The 18678-nt window shown below is 66.2% G+C and carries 13 protein-coding genes and 1 pseudogene; 8 read left to right on the top strand and 6 right to left on the bottom strand.

Annotated features, from left to right (window positions below):
- Window positions 1-22: 22 nt before the first annotated feature.
- Window positions 23-1300, bottom strand: a complete 1278-nt coding sequence (locus GY791_04255; protein MCP4327634.1) for an MFS transporter — start codon at window positions 1298-1300, stop codon at window positions 23-25.
- 9 nt (window positions 1301-1309) lie between these two features.
- A complete protein-coding gene (locus GY791_04250) occupies window positions 1310-2521 on the bottom strand; it encodes an SPOR domain-containing protein (protein ID MCP4327633.1) in 1212 nt (403 codons plus the stop codon).
- A 151-nt stretch (window positions 2522-2672) separates the two neighbouring features.
- Between GY791_04250 and GY791_04245 the strand changes: the two genes are divergently transcribed.
- Entirely contained in the window at window positions 2673-3851 is a 1179-nt protein-coding gene (locus GY791_04245; protein MCP4327632.1) for an FAD-binding oxidoreductase, read from the top strand.
- Window positions 3852-3856: 5 nt separating this feature from the next.
- Complete coding sequence (locus tag GY791_04240; GenBank protein ID MCP4327631.1) at window positions 3857-5761, top strand: tetratricopeptide repeat protein; 1905 nt, start codon at window positions 3857-3859, stop codon at window positions 5759-5761.
- A 109-nt stretch (window positions 5762-5870) separates the two neighbouring features.
- Here GY791_04240 and GY791_04235 read toward each other — a convergent pair whose 3' ends face one another.
- A complete protein-coding gene (locus tag GY791_04235; protein MCP4327630.1) occupies window positions 5871-6311 on the bottom strand; it encodes a carboxymuconolactone decarboxylase family protein in 441 nt (146 codons plus the stop codon).
- A 326-nt stretch (window positions 6312-6637) separates the two neighbouring features.
- On the opposite strand from GY791_04235, the gene GY791_04230 reads away from it, so the two are divergent.
- From GY791_04230 to GY791_04215, 4 genes and pseudogenes are all read left to right on the top strand, one after another.
- The gene (locus GY791_04230; GenBank protein MCP4327629.1) at window positions 6638-7027 is read left to right on the top strand and encodes a hypothetical protein; all 390 of its coding nucleotides are present in this window, start codon (window positions 6638-6640) and stop codon (window positions 7025-7027) included.
- Between the two features lie 144 nt (window positions 7028-7171).
- Window positions 7172-7609, top strand: a complete 438-nt coding sequence (locus tag GY791_04225; protein MCP4327628.1) for a biotin/lipoyl-binding protein — start codon at window positions 7172-7174, stop codon at window positions 7607-7609.
- Between the two features lie 12 nt (window positions 7610-7621).
- A pseudogene (locus GY791_04220) lies at window positions 7622-8284 on the top strand (efflux RND transporter periplasmic adaptor subunit).
- 3 nt (window positions 8285-8287) lie between these two features.
- Window positions 8288-11395: an efflux RND transporter permease subunit gene (locus tag GY791_04215; protein MCP4327627.1), complete on the top strand. Its 3108-nt coding sequence runs from the start codon at window positions 8288-8290 to the stop codon at window positions 11393-11395.
- 66 nt (window positions 11396-11461) lie between these two features.
- On the opposite strand, the gene GY791_04210 is transcribed toward GY791_04215, so the two are convergent.
- Together GY791_04210 and GY791_04205 are read right to left on the bottom strand one after the other, a co-directional pair.
- Complete coding sequence (locus GY791_04210) at window positions 11462-14599, bottom strand: multidrug efflux RND transporter permease subunit (GenBank protein MCP4327626.1); 3138 nt, start codon at window positions 14597-14599, stop codon at window positions 11462-11464.
- Window positions 14600-14604: 5 nt separating this feature from the next.
- A complete protein-coding gene (locus GY791_04205) occupies window positions 14605-15792 on the bottom strand; it encodes an efflux RND transporter periplasmic adaptor subunit (GenBank protein ID MCP4327625.1) in 1188 nt (395 codons plus the stop codon).
- Between the two features lie 157 nt (window positions 15793-15949).
- On the opposite strand from GY791_04205, the gene GY791_04200 reads away from it, so the two are divergent.
- Window positions 15950-17188 carry an adenylate/guanylate cyclase domain-containing protein gene (locus tag GY791_04200; protein ID MCP4327624.1) on the top strand — a complete coding sequence of 413 codons (1239 nt, stop codon included), beginning with the start codon at window positions 15950-15952 and terminating at the stop codon, window positions 17186-17188.
- Between the two features lie 123 nt (window positions 17189-17311).
- Window positions 17312-18247 carry a Dyp-type peroxidase gene (locus GY791_04195; protein MCP4327623.1) on the top strand — a complete coding sequence of 312 codons (936 nt, stop codon included), beginning with the start codon at window positions 17312-17314 and terminating at the stop codon, window positions 18245-18247.
- Here the strand turns inward: GY791_04195 and GY791_04190 are convergent.
- The gene (locus tag GY791_04190) at window positions 18244-18675 is read right to left on the bottom strand and encodes an acyl-CoA thioesterase (protein ID MCP4327622.1); all 432 of its coding nucleotides are present in this window, start codon (window positions 18673-18675) and stop codon (window positions 18244-18246) included. The genes GY791_04195 and GY791_04190 overlap by 4 nt on opposite strands.
- Window positions 18676-18678: the final 3 nt, after the last annotated feature.

Genomic DNA, 18678 nt, shown 5'->3' with positions numbered 1-18678 from the left:
GAAGGCAAGGCGGGGGAACGCCCTAAAGCCGGGCGTCGCCCTCCGTTCGCCGGATGTGCCCGGGTTCCGGCGCCCTGCTGTAGAGAATGGCGGCGACCGCGAGGGCGACGGCGATAAAGCCGAATACCGCGCGATACGCGGCCTCTGGCGGTTGTCCGTCGGATTCGGGAAAGAGCCCGATGATCACCCCGGAAACGATCTGGATCACGCCGACGCCGACAAAATTGGCGAAGTTCACCACCGTCACCGCGCGGCCGACGAGGTGGTCGGAGAACAGCGCACGGCCGTGGGCGATCAGCGACATCGAATAAGCGCCGCTCGCCCCAAGCAGGGCGAACAGCAAGGTGACGACAACGATCGGCAGGCTCGGCGCCAGGGCGAGCGCGGTTAGGATCAGGACCGACAGGGTCGCGCCACCGAGTATCAGCATGCGGCGGCGGCCGAGGAAACTGTCAAGCGGGCCAAAGATGAGTATCCCACCGATGGTTCCGAGCGAGAGAAAGAACAGCACGTTGCCGCGGGCGACCGGGCCGAGTCCATGGACGTCGGAAAGGTAGGGCCCGCCCCACAGCCCGCGGACCGCGAAGACGGCGGCATAGGCGACGAAGGTGATCGCCAACAGGGCGGGCAGGTCGTGGTGGCGGAATATCTCCCGCAATCCCCGCATCGTGCTGGCCAGGCTTTCCGGCGGCCGGCGGTGGTAGTCGTGGTCCGGCGGTGCGTCGCGCGCAAGGATGAAGACGAATGCGCCGAACAACGCCGTGGCGGCGGCCACCAGGAGAAACGCATGGCGCCATCCGATCAGTTCCGACACCCAGGCCAGAGGCGTGGCCGACAGCAGCAGCCCGATACCGCTGATCGCGACGACGAACGATCCGACCATCGCGAACCGCTGCACCGGGAACCAGCGGGAGATGGTAACCAGCGCGCCCATGAAAACGCCGGCGCAGCCCATGCCGATCAACACCTGGCCGAACAACAGGCCCCAGAATCCGTGCGCTTGCGAAAACTCGACCGCGCCGATGACCGCCAATGCGAGGAGCAATGGGGTCGTCCGCCGCGCGCCGAAGCGATCGAGCAGAATGCCGACCGGCAGCTGCATCGCCGCGATGCCGATGAAGAATCCACCGCCGACGGCGCCCAGCGCTTCCGGTGACAACGACAGTTCGACGGCAAGGTCGGGCGCGATGACGGCGACCGCCGAACGATAGAATTGGCTGATGATGGTGATGACGGTGAAGCTCGCCACCACGCGCACCGAATCGATGGACCACCCGGATTCGTCCCGCGGTTCTTCCATGATACGCGGTCAGTCGTTGGTCGGCGATGGGGTCGGGGTTTCCGGAGAGTCGAGATTTTCGGTCCGGATCGCGGAACTCCGATCGTCGCCATGATCCTCGGTATGATCTTCGCTCTCCGAAGCCACCGCGGCCGGCGGCTCGGCGAGGGTCCGGGTCATGCAATCGACCTCGGCGGCCTGGAGCTCGAGACAGAACTGCATCGCTTCGACCGGCACCGCGAACGGCCCCGCATCGACCCGATAGAACGTGCCGCGATCCGCCATTTGGACCGGCGCCAGGTGGACCCGGCGATCGGTGAACAGCCGAGGGTGCCGGAAACGAAGCCGAAGCCAATAGGACCGCGCCTCGGCTTCATCGGGAAAAGTGCCGAGCTCGGCCCACAGGCCGTCATCGCCGGTGGCCGCGGAATCGGCCCCGCCGTCGCTGTTGGGATCACCGGTTTCCGCGGCCGCCGCCGCGACTTGTACCGTGCCCCCGGACGGGCCGGCGGCGGAATCGGTTTCGACAACGGCGTCGGCGGCATCGTCCGCGGTTTCGGTGGCGCTATCCTCGGAGGTTGCTGCCAGCTTCTGCGCGACCGCGACGCGGCTACGGCGTTCTTCCTGCTCGGCACGGACGAATATTCGCTTCGACAGCGGGCCCAATCCGCCGCGCGACGCCATCTTGCGGTAGAGACGCCGCCGCTCCTCGAGCTTGCGCCGTTCCTCCCGCGCCGCCACGCGCGCCGCCGGATCCGTCGGGTCCCAGCGCGCGCCGGGCACGATATTGATGATTCGCGACGCCGCCTCGACGGCGATCTTCGGCACGTCCGGCGGCAGGCCCCGCCATTCCTCGATCGACATGTTTTCTGTGTGGCTGACGGTTCCGATCAATTCGCCCCGCGGTTCGACGAGATCCCAATAGAAGGTGACATCGACCTGGTCCGCCGCCACCGGCTGCGCTTCGGCCAGGCTGTAGAGAACGTAGCTCGCGCCGTGGCCGCCTTGGGTACTGGCGGCGATGTCGTAACGCTGCAACTCGAGCGCGACCTCGCCGTTGAGGTGCCACTGCGTCTCCGTGCCGTAGACCGGCAATACGTACAGCGTCGGCGTCACGTCCGGCAGCGTCGCCTGGGGCGGGCCAAGCTCATCGCCACGTTGCGGCGCCGAATTGGATCCGCAACCGGCGACTAGAAAAGCCGCGGCGATCAAGCTCAGCGTTACCGGCACCAACCCGCGCAAGACCTGTTCTTCCCCTGCTGCAACTTCTATTGGCGGAACCGGGCGACACTAGCCGAAAGCCATCCAGGCGCCAATAGGGGCATGGCGAGCGAGACGGTGGAGGGCGCGCGCAAGATCACTATACTCGCTCCCGTCCAAACGGGAGGCGCCAGTGCGGAAGAGCTACGACGTGGTCATCGTCGGCGGCGGCGTCATCGGCAGCGCGATTGCCTACTTTCTCGCCGCCTCCGACGCCTTTTCGGGAACGGTCCTGGTGGTCGAGCGCGACCCGACCTATGCCGGCTGTTCGACGACCCTGTCGGCGGGCTCGATCCGCCAGCAATTCTCGACCTCCGAGAACATCGAGATCTCCAAGTTCGGCATTGCCTTCCTCAGGGACATCGGCGCGCACCTGACCGTCGACGGCGAGGCCCCCGAAGTCGCTTTCCAGGAGCGTGGCTTTCTGTTCTTGGCCGATCCCGAAGGGCTGCCGATCCTGCGCGGCAACCACGAGGTTCAGCGCGCTCATGATTGCGCCGTCGCCCTGCTCGATCCGGACGAACTCACGGCGCGCTTTCCCTGGCTCAACGTCGACGGCATCGCCGCCGGTTCGCTCGGGCTGGCCAACGAGGGCTGGTTCGATCCCTACGCCTTGCTCCGGGGGTTCCGGCGCAAGGCGCGGGCGCTCGGCGCCGACTACGCCACCGACGAGGCGGTCGCGCTGGCCATGGCATCCGGCCGCGTGCAATCGGTTGCGCTCGCCGCCGAAGGACCGGTCGGCTGCGGCGTCGTGGTCAACGCCGCCGGACCCCGTGCCGGCCAGGTCGCCGCCATGGCCGGGCTCGAGCTCCCGGTGCATCCGCGCAAGCGCTCGGTCTTCGTTTTCGAATGCCGCGCCGAGCTGCCGCACCATCCGCTGCTGATCAATGTCGACGGCGTCTATGTCCGGCCCGAGGGACCGAGCTTCATCTGCGGCGTTTCGCCGCCGCCGGACCGCGACCCCGACTGCCTCGACCATGAGGTCGAATACTGGTTGTTCGAGGACATCATCTGGCCGTCGATCGCCCACCGCGTGCCGGCCTACGAGGCGATCAAGCCGGGACGCGCCTGGGCCGGGCACTACGCCTACAACACCTTCGATCAGAACGCGGTGCTCGGCCCCCATCCCGACCTGACCAACTTCTATTTCGCCAACGGTTTCTCCGGCCATGGCCTGCAGCAATCGCCCGCCGTCGGCCGCGCGACCATGGAACGTATCGTCCACGGCGCCTATCAGAGCCTTGATCTGTCGCGGCTTGACTACACCCGCATCGCCGCCGGCGCGCCGGTGGTCGAGCAGGCGGTCGTGTAACCAAAATGGCGGCCGCGCGCGATGTCGCCAAGCTGATCACCGACGGCCGTCGCCATCATGCCGCGGGGCGGCACGCGGACGCGCTCGACCACTATCGCCGCGCCCTCGCCGAAGCACCGGACGATGCCGAGGCGCACAATTTGATCGGTGCCATCGCTCTCCAAGACGGCGACGCGGCGGCCGCCCTGCCCCATCTCGAAGCGGCCGCGCGGCAGGCCCCCGGCCGCGCCGACATCCACCACCACCTGGCCGAGGCGCAGCGGCTTCTCGGCGATCTCGATGCGGCAGTCGTCGCCTACCGGGCGGCGCTCCGGCTGCAACCGGGGCAGGCGCCGGTGCTGGCTCAACTGGCGGCCTGCCTCGGCGCCATGGGGCGGCACGAAGAGGCGCTCGCCGCCATCGCCGAGGCGCGGCGCATCGTGCCCGCCGACGCCGGGTTTGCCGCGCGGCACGGCATCGCTCTCGCTCGCCTCGACAGCCTCGCCGCGGCACGGGACGCGTTCGCCGAGGCCGCCGCCAATGCGCCGGAGGATGCCGGCCACCACTTCAATCTGGCCCACATGGAGGAACGGCTCGGCGCCAAGCCGGCGGCGGCGCGGGCCTACCGCCGGGCGATCCGCCTCCGTCCCGGATACAAGGAAGCGCTGGCCAACCTGGCGACGTTGATGCAGGGCGAGCGGCGCTATGACACCGCCGGCCGCCTGTTCGAGCGCGTCCTGGCCGCCGATCCGGGGGACGTCCAGACCCTGAACTCGATCGCCAATCTGCGCCTCGAAGAGGGCGCGCCGGACATGGCCGAGGCGGTCGCGCGCCGCGCCGTCGCGCTCGATCCGGACTCGGCGGCGAGCCGGATCAACCTGGGCACGGCGCTGCTCAACCAGGGGCGCGTCGCGGCCGCGCTCGACGCCTATCGCGACGGCGTCAGTATCGTGCCCGACGATGCCGTGGCGCACCTGAACCTGGGCACCACCCTGCTGCTCACCGGCGACTTCGAAAACGGCTGCCGCGAATACGCGTGGCGTTGGAAGACGGCGGGGTTCCAATCGTCGCGGCGGCCCTTCGCCCAGCCGCCCTGGACCGGCCAGGATCTCGCCGGCAAGACCATCCTGGTGTGGGGCGAACAGGGCGTCGGCGACGAGATCATGATGGCCGGCCTGATCCCCGGACTCATGGCGCGCGGGGCCGCGATCGCCGTCGAGGCCGAGGCCCGCCTGGCGCCGCTGTTCGCGCGCTCCTTTGCCGGTGCCGATATCTATCCGCGCGGCGTCGACGGCGCCGTCGATCCCGGCCTGGCCGCCCGCCCGATCGATTATCAGATTCCGTCCGGCAGCCTGTTCGGCCACCTCGCCGGTGGGCCCGACGAGCTCCGCCTCGGGTCGCCGTTCCTGGTCGCCGATCCGGCGCGCGTCGCCGACCTCCGCGGGCGCTATGCGAATCTGGCCTCGGGGCTTCGTATCGGCATCTCGTGGTACAGCCGCAACCCAAAATGGGGGCAACGCCATGCCGCGCTCGCCGACTGGCGGCCGATCCTCGACCGGCCCGGGATCGCCGTCTTCGACCTGCAATACGGCGACCGCCGCGCCGAGCGCGAGGCCGCCGCCCGCGCCTTGGGCATCGCCATCCATCACGACGACACAATCGATGCGCTGCGCGACCTCGACGCCTTCGCCGCCCAGGTGGCGGCGATGGACCTCGTCGTCTCGATCTCGAACAGCACCGTCCATATGGCCGGCGCCCTCGGCGTGCCGTGTTGGACGCTGCTGCCCCAGGCGCCCTACTGGCGCTGGTTCCTCAACCGTGACGACAGCCCCTGGTACCCGTCGCTGCGGCTGTTCCGCCAAGGTACCGACGAGGACAGCGCCGCCGTCGTCGGGCGGGTGGCCGCCGCGCTTGACGAGCGGTTGAGGTGAGGCTTGGCGGGGGAATTCGAAGTGGCGATCGCCGGGGCGTGACTACGAAGCGGTGGGCGGGCGTTGCAGGGTCGTATCTCAATGCTTGCGCATTAACTTGAGACTTCGATCAATTTCGAGCATCGGGTCCGTGCCGAAAACCCACGGCAAGGCGATTCCACGCGTTCATTAGCGAGACAATCAGTGTCAAGTCGACGATCTGTTGTTCGGAGAAGTGCTCCTTCAGGCGGTTGTATAGTTTGTCGGGTGCGTTCGTGTCGGGCAGGAGCGTAACGGCTTCCGCCCAGGCGAGAGCGGCGCGCTCGCGATCGTCAAAGAATTGGCACTCGCGCCAAACAGCAATGCAATCGAGGCGCTGTCGGGTTTCGCCCGCGGCCCTCGCCTGAGTTGCATGAAGGTCGACACAGTAGACACACCCGTTGATCTGGGAGACCCGCAACTCCACGATCGCGCGCAACTTGCTGTCAATCGAGGCTAGATGCTTGCTGGCGGCAGCGAGCCCATTGGTTGCCTTCGAATTGATCTCAAGATAGTTGAGTCGCTCGATCATCTCGGTGCTCCTTTAGGGCCGCTACCCACAATCGCAATTGGGACCGTCGATTTGACCTTGGGATAACGTCTAATTGGCTATTTCAAAACATCCAATTTGGAAGAATGTCGAGATACCAATTAGAGTCTGGCCAAGTTCGGCGTCGCTTGGCGCCTCGGACGAAATACGGACACTCATCGGGTCGTGTTGGTACCGCGACGACGGCCCCTGGTACCCGTCGCTCCGGTTGTATCGCCAAGGCCCGGACGAGGACAGCGTCGCGCGTGGCGAAGGCGCTCGACGAGCGGTTGGGGCGAGACTTGGTGCAGGCAATACAGGAGACGGCAATGAAACACGCATCGCGGCCGGACTTCAGCGGCGGTCCCAATGTGGCGATGAAGGTGCCGGGCCATGAATACGAGGCGGTGGTCGGCTTCTACCGCGATACCCTCGGGCTCACGGTGGTCGAGGAGCGCACCGGCGTCCTCACCGCCTTCGCCTTCGGCCCGATGATCCTGTGGATCGACCGTGTCGAGGGCGTGTCCCAGGCCGAACTGTGGCTCGAGATCAACACCGGCGACACCGCTGGCGCGGCGGCCTACCTCAAGGGCGCCGGGGTGACCCGCTGCGACGCCATCGAGCCGCTGCCCGCCGGGCTCGACGGGTTCTGGATCATGAACCCGGCCAACATGGTCCATCTGGTCGCCCGGGACGGCCGCGATGAGGAAGAGGAATAGGCCGCCAGCATCCCGCGCGGGCCGGCGATCGCACCCGCCGAACCGTTTACAATCGGCTATTTACCCAGCACCGGATGCTGTAAAACAAGGAACGCGGTCAACAAACGACCTGTCGAAGTCACACGACCGATGTCTGGGGGAAGCATGAAAATTTCGAGAACGCCGCGCACCGTTTTCGTGGCTGGTCTCGCCGTGGCCATACTGGCGCTGGCCGGCTGCGGCGAAGAGGAGGCGCCGGAGGCCGAGATCGTCCGCCCGGTCAAAGCGATCCTGGTCGGCGACATCGACGCCTTCCGCCAGCGGTGGCTGCCGGGCCGGGCAAAGGCAGTCAAGGAAGCGGAGCTCTCTTTCCGCGTTTCTGGTACCGTCACTTCATTGCCGGTCAAGGTGGGCGGCCATGTGAACCAGGGCGATCTGGTCGCCCAGATCGATCCCGCGACCTATCAGGCGGAGGTCGATCGGACCCAGGCCAACCTGTCGCGCACCAACGCGACCCTCAGCAACGCCTCGCTCGAGCTCGACCGCAACAAGAAGCTGTTCGACAAAGGGCATGTTGCGCAGGCCCGCGTCGACCAGGTGTAGGCGGTCGCCGGCGAAGCCCGGGCCGATGTCGCGGCCGCCAAGGCGGCCCTCGATAAAGCCAAACTCGACCTGAGCTACACGAACCTTCACGCACCCTTCGACGGCGATATCGTCGCCCGCTACGTCGAAGAGTTCGAGGATGTCCGCGCCCAGCAGGTAATTCTCAGGCTGCTCGACGATTCGGATATCGACATGGTCGTCGACGTACCCGAGAACCTGATTTCATTGATCCCCTATGTCGTCGACGGCGTGGTCATCTTCGATGCTTTCCCCGAGATGGAGATCCCCGCAAAGGTCACGGAGATCGGCACCGAAGCGTCGCAAACGACGCGAACCTATCCGGTCACACTGTCGATGAATCAGCCGGAGGGGGCCAAGATACTTCCCGGAATGGCCGGCAAGGTGTCGGGCCGACTCAACGAGTCGGCAGCGGGACCCGAGACCGGGCATATCGTCCCGGTTTCGGCTGTCTTCACCCCGCCCGACGATCAGGGCAGCCGTGTCTGGGTGATCGACGAAGCGACCAAATCAGTGTCAAGCCGCCCGGTCACGACAGGCGCCCTGACCGACGTCGGCATCCGTATCGTCGACGGCCTCGAGCGCGGTGAATGGGTGGTCACGGCGGGGACCAATTTCCTCAAGGAAAAACAAGTCGTCCGGATCATGGGGAACTAGCCCGTGAACCTCGCCAGTTACGCGCTCAATTACCGCGCCGTCACGATTTTCTTCGTCATCCTTCTCGTCTTCGGCGGTATGGGGTCGTTCACCCAGCTCGGCCAGCTCGAGGACCCCGAGTTCACGATCAAGACTGCGGTCGTGGCGACGACCTATACCGGCGCCAGCGCGGCCGAAGTGGAACTCGAGGTGACCGACCGCATCGAACTCGCAGCACAGCAGCTGAAGCAGCTCGACCATTTGGAATCGGTTTCGATCCCGGGACTTTCGATCGTCAAGGTCTTCATCAAGCCAAGCTTCCAGTCGGACACACTGCCGCAGATCTGGGATGAGCTGAAAAGCAAGATTAAGGACGTCGAGCCCCAATTGCCGCCGGGCGCCGGGCGTCCCTTCGTCAATTCGGATTTCGGCGATGTCTTCGGCCTCGTCCTCGCGGTGACCGGCGACGGCTACAGCTTTGCCGAGCTCGAGCAATATGTCGACGACGTCAAGAAGGAACTCAGCCTGGTCGCTGGCGTCGGTAAGATCGAGGCCTGGGGCGTCCAGGACCGGGTCATTTATCTCGACGTGTCCGAGGCACAACTGACCGAACTGGGACTCTCCGACGACAGCATCGAGGTCAGCCTGCAGCAGCAGAACATGGTGGTCGATGCGGGCAGCGTCGATATCCAGACCCAGCGCCTGAAAATCCAGCCTGGCGGCACCTTTGCCTCGCCCTTTGACATCGCCGATCTCGTCCTCACCCCGTCCGCCATCGATAGCCTACAGGCGGTCGCCGGCGGCGCGCGCCGCGGCGGCGCATCCGAGTTGATCCGGATCGGCGACATCTCGACGGTCCGCGAGGGCTATGTCGATCCGCCGCAAAGATTGATGCGGGTCGACGGCATCCCGGCGGTGGCGATCGGCCTAGCGGTCGTGCCCGGCGGCAATGTCGTTACCATGGGCGAAAACGTCGATGCGCGGCTTTCCGAACTCCTGCACAACCTGCCGGTCGGCATCGAGATTAACCGCGTTCACTGGCAGTCGGACATCGTCAAGGAATCGATCGACGGCTTCTTCGTCAGCCTGGGCCAGGCGGTGGTCATCGTGCTCGCCGTCCTGGCGGTATCGATGGGGCTCAGGATGGGGGTCATCATCGGCACCGGCCTGGTCCTGACCATCCTTGGCACCTTCATTTTCATGAAGCTGTTCAGCATCGATCTCCAACGCATGTCGCTCGGCGCGCTGGTGGTCGCGCTCGGCATGATGGTCGATAACTCGATCGTCGTCGCTGACGGCATCGCGGTCCGCATCAAGCAGCGGATGGAGCCGACCAAGGCCGCGATCGAGGCCGCGTCGCAACCGGCTTGGCCGCTTCTCGGGGCGACGGTTATCGCGGTCATGGCATTCTATCCCATCTTCGCGTCCGACGAAGGCGCTGGCGAGTATTGCGCCACCCTGTTCTCGGTCGTCGCCATCGCGCTGATGTTCAGCTGGTTCATCTCGATGACCGTGACGCCGCTGCAATGCGTCTGGATGCTGAAGCCGCCGCCGGCGGGAGCGGAGGACACGGAAGAGAAGCCTAGTCGAATCCTCGGCGCCTTCCGCGACATTCTCGTCGGGTGCCTGCGCGCGCGCTGGCTGACCATCGGCGCCTCGGTCGCCCTCCTGATCATTTCGTTTGCCGGCTTCGGCCGCGTGGAGCAATTGTTCTTCCCGGATTCGGCCATGACCAAGTTCATGATCGACTACTGGGCACCGGAGGGTACGCGCATCGAAATGGTGGCCGAGGGCATCGAGCCGATCGAGGCCAAGCTGCTCGCCGACGACCGGGTCGAAAGCGTGGCCAGCTTCATCGGCGCGGGGCCGCCGCGGTTCTACCTGCCGGTCGAGCCCGAATCGCCCAATTCCAGCTATGCCCAACTGATTGTCGAGGTCCACGAGCGGAGCGAAATCGCCGCGCTGGTCGAGGAACTGACGGTGTGGCTCGAAGAGGCCGCGCCGCAGGCGCTGGTACCGATCCGCCGCTTCGGCGTCGGACCGGCCGAGACATGGAAGTTCGAGGTTCGCTTCACCGGCCAGGGCATCGCCGACGCCGACACCCTGCGCGAGATCGCGGTCGACGCCGTCACCATCCTCGAGGAGGAACCCCTCGCCGGCATGGTGCAGACCGACTGGCGGCAGAGCGTGCTGACCGTGGTGCCCGAATACAGCCAGGAGCGCGGGCGCTGGGCCGGGGTCACCCGTAACGACGTCGCGCGCGCGACCAAGCGCGCCTTCGACGGCCGCACCGTCGGACTCTATCGCGAGGACGACAAGCTGATCCCGGTCGTCATGCGCTACACGCAGGAGCGCGGCATCGGCATTGGCGGCATCGATACCCTGCAGGTACGGCCGGCGATGTCGACGGACCGGGTGCCGCTGTCGCAGGTCACCAAGGGCATCGCCCAGCAGTGGGAAGAATCGAAGATCGCCCACTACGACCGCAAGCGCACCATCACCGTGCAGTCCAATCCGATCAGCGGCGTCACGCTGCCGACCTTGCGCACGGCCGTGTTGTCCGAGTTCAACGCCCTGGCGACGAACCTTCCGCCCGGCTTCAGCATGGCCTGGGGCGGCGAGTACGAGAATTCGGCCAAGGCGCAGGCCTCGCTCCTGCCCGGCCTGGTGCCGGCGGTTGTCATCATGGTCTTGATCATCATCCTGCTGTTCAACGCCTTCCGGCCGCCGGTGATGATCTTCCTGCTGATCCCGTTCGTCGTCGTCGGTATGACGGCGGGGCTGCTGTTCACCGGCACGCCGTTCGGCTTCGTCGCCCTGCTCGGCGCGATGAGCCCGGCCGGCATGATGATCAAGAACATCATCGTCCTTCTCGACGAGATCAATCTAAATCTGAGCCTCGGCAAGTCACCCTATCCGGCGTTGGTCGAAGCGACCCTGTCGCGCGTGCGTCCGGTCTCGCTGGCGGCGGCGACCACGGTGCTTGGCGTCGTCCCGCTGTTGCAGGACGTGTTCTGGGTCGGGCTGGCGGTGACCATCATGGGCGGGCTGACCTTCGGCACCGTCGTGACCATGGTCCTGTTCCCGGTCGTCTACAGCATTTTCTACCGGGTCAAGCCGGCGGCGGCGTAGTCGCCGGATTTGTCGTGGGTGCCCGGGCCAGGCCGATCCCGGCCCGCGCCGGCCAGGCAACCGGCTTCAAGCCGTCTCCTGTTCCGCCGCCGCGCCGCGCCCGCCCTTGACCTTTTCGCGCAGGGTCTGGAACAGCACGTAGAGCGCCGGGATCATGAAGATGCCGAAGATCGAGGCGGCCAGCATGCCGCCGAAGACGGCGGTGCCGAGCGAGCGCCGGGCGGCGGCGCCGGCGCCCGTCGCCAGCACCAGCGGCAGCACGCCGAGGATGAACGAGAAGCTGGTCATCATCACGGCGCGGAAACGCAGCCGGGCCCCGGTGATGCCGGCCTCGACGATCGACATCCCGGCTTCGCGCTGCGTCTTGGAGAACTCGACGATCAGGATTGCGTTCTTGCTGGCCAGCCCGATCAGCATGACCAGCCCGATCTGGGTGTAGATATTGTTGACCAGCCGCGGGATCAGGAACACCGTGAACAAGGCGCCGAGGACGGCCACCGAGACCGACAACACGACCGGCATCGGGATCGACCAGCTTTCGTACTGGGCGACCAGGAACAGATAGACGAAGACCAAGGCGAGGGCGAAGATCATCGCCGCCGTGCCGCCGGCCTTGATCTCCTGATAGGTGGTGCCGGTCCACTCGGTGGCGTAGCCGTCGGGCAGCGTATCCCGCGCCAACGCCTCCATCGCCGCGATCGCTTCGCCCGACGACCGGCCCGGCGCCGCCTCGCCGTTGATCGCCGCGGCGGCGAACAAATTGTAGCGGCTGATGCTGGCCGGCCCGAGGATCGGCTTGATATCGACCAGGGTGCGGATCGGCACCATCTCGCCCTCGGCGTTGCGGATGTTGATGCGGTTGATGTCCTCGACGGAGCTACGGTCGGGCGCCTCGGCCTGGATGATGACCCGGTAGACGCGGCCGAACAGGTTGAAATCGTTGACGTAGAGCGAGCCCAGATTGGCCTGCAACGTTTTGAAGATGTCGGAGACCGGAATCCCCAACGCCTGCGCCTTATCGCGGTCGACATCGACGAACAGTTGCGGCACGTCGGCGGAATAGGTGCTGAACACGCGGGCCAGGGTCGGGTCCTGGTTGGCGGCGAAGATCAGTCCGCGCATGGTCGCCGCCAGTTCCTCGGGCGACTGCCCGCCCAAGCTTTGCAGTTCGAGCTCGAAGCCGCCGGTGGTGCCGAGCCCGGGGATCGGCGGGATCGGAAAGGCGATGACGTTGGCGGAGCTGATGGTGAACAGTTTGGGCAGCAGCCCGTTCAGGATCGCCCGCAGGTTCTCGTCCTTCGAATCGCGCTCCGACCAGTCTTCGAGGACGGCGACGATCAGGGCGCTGTTCGACGACGCGCCGCTGAGCAGGCTGTAACCGGCGACGGTGATGATGTCGGAGACGCCTGGCGTCGCGGCGATGATCTCATGGACGTCCGCGACGACCTCTTCGGTGCGGTTGAGCGAGGCGCCGTCGGGCAGCTGGACGTTGGCGAAGAACGCACCCTGGTCTTCGTTGGGGATGAACCCGGTCGGCAGGGTGTTGAACAGCCAATAGGCGCCGAACATCACGGCGCCGAGGATGCCGACGGTGAGCACCAGCCGCCGCACCAGTATGGCGACCACCGACGCGTAGCCGTTGCGGGAGGTGTCCACCACCTTGTGGAACCAGCCCAGGGGGCCGCGCGGCGCGCCCTTGGGCGGCTTGAGGAAGGTCGCGCACAGGGCCGGGCTGAGGGTCAACGCGTTGATCGACGAGATGACGACCGCAACCGAGATGGTGACCGCGAATTGCTGGTAGAGCTGGCCGGTGATGCCGGGGATGAAGGCCACCGGCACGAACACCGCGAGCAGCACCAAGGTGGTCGCGATCACCGGTCCCTGGACCTGGAACATCGCCTTCCGCGTCGCCTCCCGCGCCGGCAGCTTCTCGTCGTCCATCAGCCGCTGCACGTTTTCGACCACGACGATGGCGTCGTCGACAACGATGCCGATGGCCAGGATGATGCCGAACAGGGAGATCGTATTGGCCGAAAAGCCCATCGCCAGCAGCACCGCGAAGGTGCCGATCAACGACACCGGAATGGCCAGCGCCGGGATGATGGTGGCGCGCCAATCGGCGAGGAACAGGTAGGTGACCAGCAGCACCAGCCCGAGCGCCTGGAACAGGGTGACTATGACCTCATCGATCGAGGCGCGAACGAAATTCGTCGTATCATAGAGGATGTGGTACTCGACATCGGCGGGGAAGCGCTCGGCCAGGCGGTCCATCTCCGCATAGACCGCGTCGGCGACGTCGAGCGCGTTGGCTCCCGGCGCCTGGTAGACCGCCATCGCCACCGCCGGCTTGCCGTTGAGGCGGCTGCTCGCGGCGTAGGTCTGCGAGCCGAGCTCGATGCGGGCCACGTCCTTGAGGCGCAGATAGGAGCCGTTGGGCTCGGCGCGCAGGATGATGTCGCCGAACTCCTCGACCGTCGACAGCCGACCCTTGGCCTGGAGCGTGTATTGGAATTGCTGGTCGGTGACCACCGGCGGCGCGCCGATCTGGCCGGCCGAGGCCTGGATGTTCTGATTCGAAATCGCGTTGGCGATATCGGTCGTCGACAGGTGGAGGCTGGTCAGGCGGTTGGGGTCCATCCAGATCCGCATGCCGTAATCGAGGGCGCCGAAAATGGTCGCGTTGCCGACGCCTTGGATGCGCACCAGGGCGTCGCGGATATTGATGCTCGTATAGTTGCTGAGGAACAGCCCGTCATGGGTGTCGTTGGGCGATATCAAATTGATGATCATCAGCATGTTGGTCGATTGCTTGCGCACCGACACCCCGCTGCGGGTGACTTCGTCGGGCAGCTGCGGCGTCGCCAACGCGACCCGGTTCTGGACGTTGACCGCCGCGATGTCGGGATCGGTGCCGACCTCGAACGTGACCGACAGGGTGTAGCTGCCGTCGTTGGCGCTCGCGGACGACATGTAGATCATGTCGTCGACGCCGTTGACCTGGGCCTCGATGGGCGCGGCGACGGTCTGCTCGACGACCCGGGCGCTGGCCCCGGGATAGCTGGCGGTGACCTGGACCACCGGCGGCGTGATTTCGGGATATTGCGCGACCGGTATCGCCTGCAGGGCGATCAGCCCGGCCAGGGTGATGACGATCGAGATGACGAAGGCGAATTTGGGCCGGTCGATGAAGAACGCGGACAACATGCGTTCTAGCCTTCCGCCGGTTCCAGTCGCGGCTTGGGCGCGGTGCCCTCAACCACCGCCTTCACCGTGATGCCGGGGCGCACCTTCTGCAATCCTTCGACGATCACCTGCTCGCCTTCTTCGAGGCCCTCGGTCACGATCCAATCGGTGCCTTCCTGATCGCCCATCGTGACGCGTTGAACCTTGACCTTGCTGTCCTTGTCGACGACCAACACGAAGCGGCCGCTCTGGTCCTCCTGAATCGCCGCTTGCGGGATAACCAGGACCGAGGTCGGTTCCGAGCGCTGGATCTCGACGGTGACGAACTGGTCGGGCAGCAGGACCTTGTGCGGGTTGGGGAATTCCGCGCGCACGGTGACCGTGTCGGTCTGGGCGTCGACCTTGTTGTCGATGAACGCGAAATGGCCGTCGTGGGCGTAAATCTCGCCGTCCTGCAGCACCAGCCGTGGCACCAATTCCTGTGCCCGCTCGCCGATGTCGCGGCGGCGCGCGTCCAACAAATCGCGGTCGCTGACCGCGATCCGGACATAGATCGGATCGAGGCTGATCAGATCGGCCAAGGGATCGCTCGACGGCCCGACAAGGTTGCCGACGCTGTAGTTGGACAGCCCGATGCGGCCGTCGATCGGCGCCGTGATGGTGGTATAGCCGAGGTCGAGCTCGGCCTGTTGCAACGCCGCCTTGGCCTGCAATACGCCGGCCTGTGCGCGCGTCTCATCGGCCACCGCCTCGTCGAGTTTGGCTTGGCTGACATTGCCCTTATTGATCAGCGTGCGGTAGCGGTCGGCGGTCAGGGTGGCGTTCTTGAGCGTTGCCTGGGCGCTTAGAACATCGGCCTCGGCGCGTTCGACGTCGGCCTGGTAGGGCGCCTGCTCGATGACGTAGAGGGCATCGCCTTTCTTCACGTCGCCGCCTTCTTCGAAGCTGCGCTGTTCGAGAAATCCTTCGACGCGGGCGCGCAATTCGACTTCATCGACCGCCTCGACACGGCCGACATAGGTGAATTTCGGCGTCACGTCCTTGCGCACCACCGGGGCCACCGTCACCGCCGGGGCCGGGCCGGCGCCGGGCGCCGCCGCCTGTTGTTGGTCTTCGCCGCAGGCGGCAACCGCCGCGACAAGGAACGCCGCGCCCAGGGGCCCGAAGAGATGGCGGTCGCGGATGCGCGGATGCAATGGTCTGATGATCGGCATGTCCCTTCGGGGATTGGCGAGGCGGGCGGCGCGCGTTCGGTCGATGCGCGCTAACGCCCATCGGCCGATTGTCTTATCACAACCGGTCGCGGCGATGAAGCCGGAGCGGTACGCGAATGCGGGGTGACAGCGGCCTGTGCCGGGCACAAGATGGCGCATGACCGGAACGCCGCGGATAGGGCCGGAGCAGGTTCAGGCGATCAGCGATTGGCTGATCGAGGCCGCGCTTGCGACCGTGCCGCTCTCCGATCTCGTCGAAGGCTTCTGCGAGCGGCTGAATGCCGCCGGCATGGCCCTGCGCCGGGTGTCGGTCGGCGCGCGTGTTCTTCATCCGACCCACGATTCCCGGACCGTCCGCTGGATCCGTGGAGTCGGCCTCGAGCGCTTGAACTTCGAGACCGGCGGGGAAGCAACGCCGCAATGGCTGGACAGCCCAATCCGTGTCGTCTTGGAGGCTCCGGGGCAGATCGTCCGCCGGCGATTGGACGCCGCCGCCGCCGACCGCGATTTCCCTATCCTCGACGAACTCAAGGCCGAGGGCGATACCGACTATGTGGCCTTGGCCACCTATTTCGACGCCTTTGGTCGGCCGGGCTCGGTGACGGGCACGGTCGTGACTTGGTCGACCGACCGGCCGGGCGGCTTCGACGATGGCGAGATATCAACCATCGAACGGCTGCAGCCGCGGTTCGCCGTCGCCGTCAAATGCGCGGTTCTGCCGCAGATCGCCGAGGACGTCGTCGGCGCCTATCTCGGCGCCGATGCCGGCCACCGCGTCCTCGGCGGCGCGATCGACCGCGGCGCGGTCGATGTTCTCGCCGCAATTCTGTTCTTCTGCGACCTGCGCGGCTTCACCGCCCTCGCCGACCGCATGGACCTGAAGGACCTGATCGCCCTGCTCGATTCTTATTTCGACGCCATCGTCACGCCGATCGGCGACAACGGTGGCCAGGTGCTCAAGTTCATGGGCGACGGATTGCTGGCAACCTTCGCCATCACCGAGGCCGACACCGCGGATGTTTGCGACCGGGCGCTGACCGCAGCGACAAAGGCATTTGCCGAGATCGATTCGATCAACGCTGCCCGCGCCGCCGAAGGCATGCCCACGCTGACGCTCGATATCGCGCTCCACCGCGGCGAAGTCTCCTACGGCAATGTCGGATCGCGCGACCGTCTCGACTTCACGGTCATCGGACCGGCGGTCAACGAGGCCAGCCGCATGGAGGATCGCTGCGACGAACTCGGCGTCGACCTCGTCCTGTCCGAAACCTTTGTCGCCGCGGCCGGGCCGGGTGCTGCCGCCGGCTTCGTCTCGCTCGGCCGTCACGGCCTGCGCGGCGTCGGTGCGCCACGCGAATTGTTCACCCTGAAGGATCGGCCGCGGCACGCGACCTGACCCGCCGCGGCGCATGATCACACCTGGGCCGGCCGCGCGTTTTTGGTGTATGGTCGCACCGGTATGGCGACATGCGCGTGTCGGCGCGGGGCCGTTCGGCGCAACAACGAGGGGAGCCATGCGATGACTCAACCGCAATCTGGCGTGCTGCCGCCGGCCAATCCCCATGCGATCTTCCTCACCCTATTGGTGGGCGAGGAGAGCGAGGCGGTCAGCGCCGTCCGTCGGGCCGCGGCCGTGCTCCACGACCTCACGGCTGCGGTCGCCGCCAAGGATTCGGGCGGCACGCTCTACAGCACGATCGGGTTCGGCGCCGACATCTGGGACCGCCTCTATCCGGGCAACCGGCCGCCCGAGCTGGCGCCATTCAAGGCGCTGTCCGACGGCACCCGGGTGGCCCCGTCGACGCCCGCCGATCTGTTCCTTCATGTGCGTGGCGACCGCCTCGATTTGGGTTTCGAACTGGCGCGCGAAATGCGCAAGAAACTCGGCAATGCGGTGCAGACGGTGGAGGAAATCCACGGCTTCCGTTACCTCGACAGCCGCGATCTGACCGGCTTCGTCGACGGCACCGAGAACCCGCAAGAGCCCGACCACCGGGCCCGCGTCGCCCTGGTCCCGGATGACGGCACGCCGTTCGCCAACGGCAGCCATGTCACGATTCAGCGCTACATCCACGATCTCGCCGCCTGGGAAGAGCTATCGGTGGCCGAGCAGGAACAGGTCTTCGCCCGCACCAAGGCGGACGACATCGAGTTCGACAGCGAGCGCAAGCCGCCGACGGCCCACATCGTTCGTGCCAGCCTCAAGGACAACGGCGAGCCGGTCGAGATCCTGCGCCATTCGATGCCTTACGGCACCGCCGACACGGCGGGACTGTATTTCGTCGCCTATGCGGCGGCGCCGTCCAATTTCGATCGCCTGCTGCGGCGCATGGTGGTGGCCGACGACGACGGCACCTACGACCACCTGATGAATTTCAGCCGCGCCGTCACCGGAGCCCGGTTTTTCGTTCCCCCGGTGGAGTTCCTGACCGGGGTCAAAGAGCCGGCGGCCTAATCCTCGCCGTCGTCGACCAGGTTGGCTTCGACGACGGCGCGGATGTCGTCGGGCATCGCCACCGATTTGCGGGTCGCCGGATCGAAGAACACTTCGACGCATTCCTGGCGCGCATGCAGCTCCCCGGTGTCGGCGTTGGTCATCCGGTGGCGGAATGTCACGCTCTTGCCGCCGGCACGGGTGAACGCGCTTTCGACCACATAGAGCGCGCCCGCCGGCACCTCGAAAATAAAGTCGGTCGCGGTGTGGGCGGTGACGGTGTGGATATCGCGCTCCATCATCCATTTGTGGCCGATGCCGAGGATCGACCATAGGTGAAAGGCGCCGTCGTCGAAGGCATGGGCGTACCAGCGCACGTTCATATGGCCGAACTGGTCGCAGACCCACGGAAAGGCGACGCCCCGCATCGTTTCACGCCATGCGCCCATGTG

Source organism: Alphaproteobacteria bacterium (assembly GCA_024244705.1).
Taxonomy (GTDB): Bacteria; Pseudomonadota; Alphaproteobacteria; order JAAEOK01; family JAAEOK01; genus JAAEOK01.
Note: the sequence above shows the minus strand (reverse complement) of the source record. Positions and strands in the feature narration are given on the sequence as shown.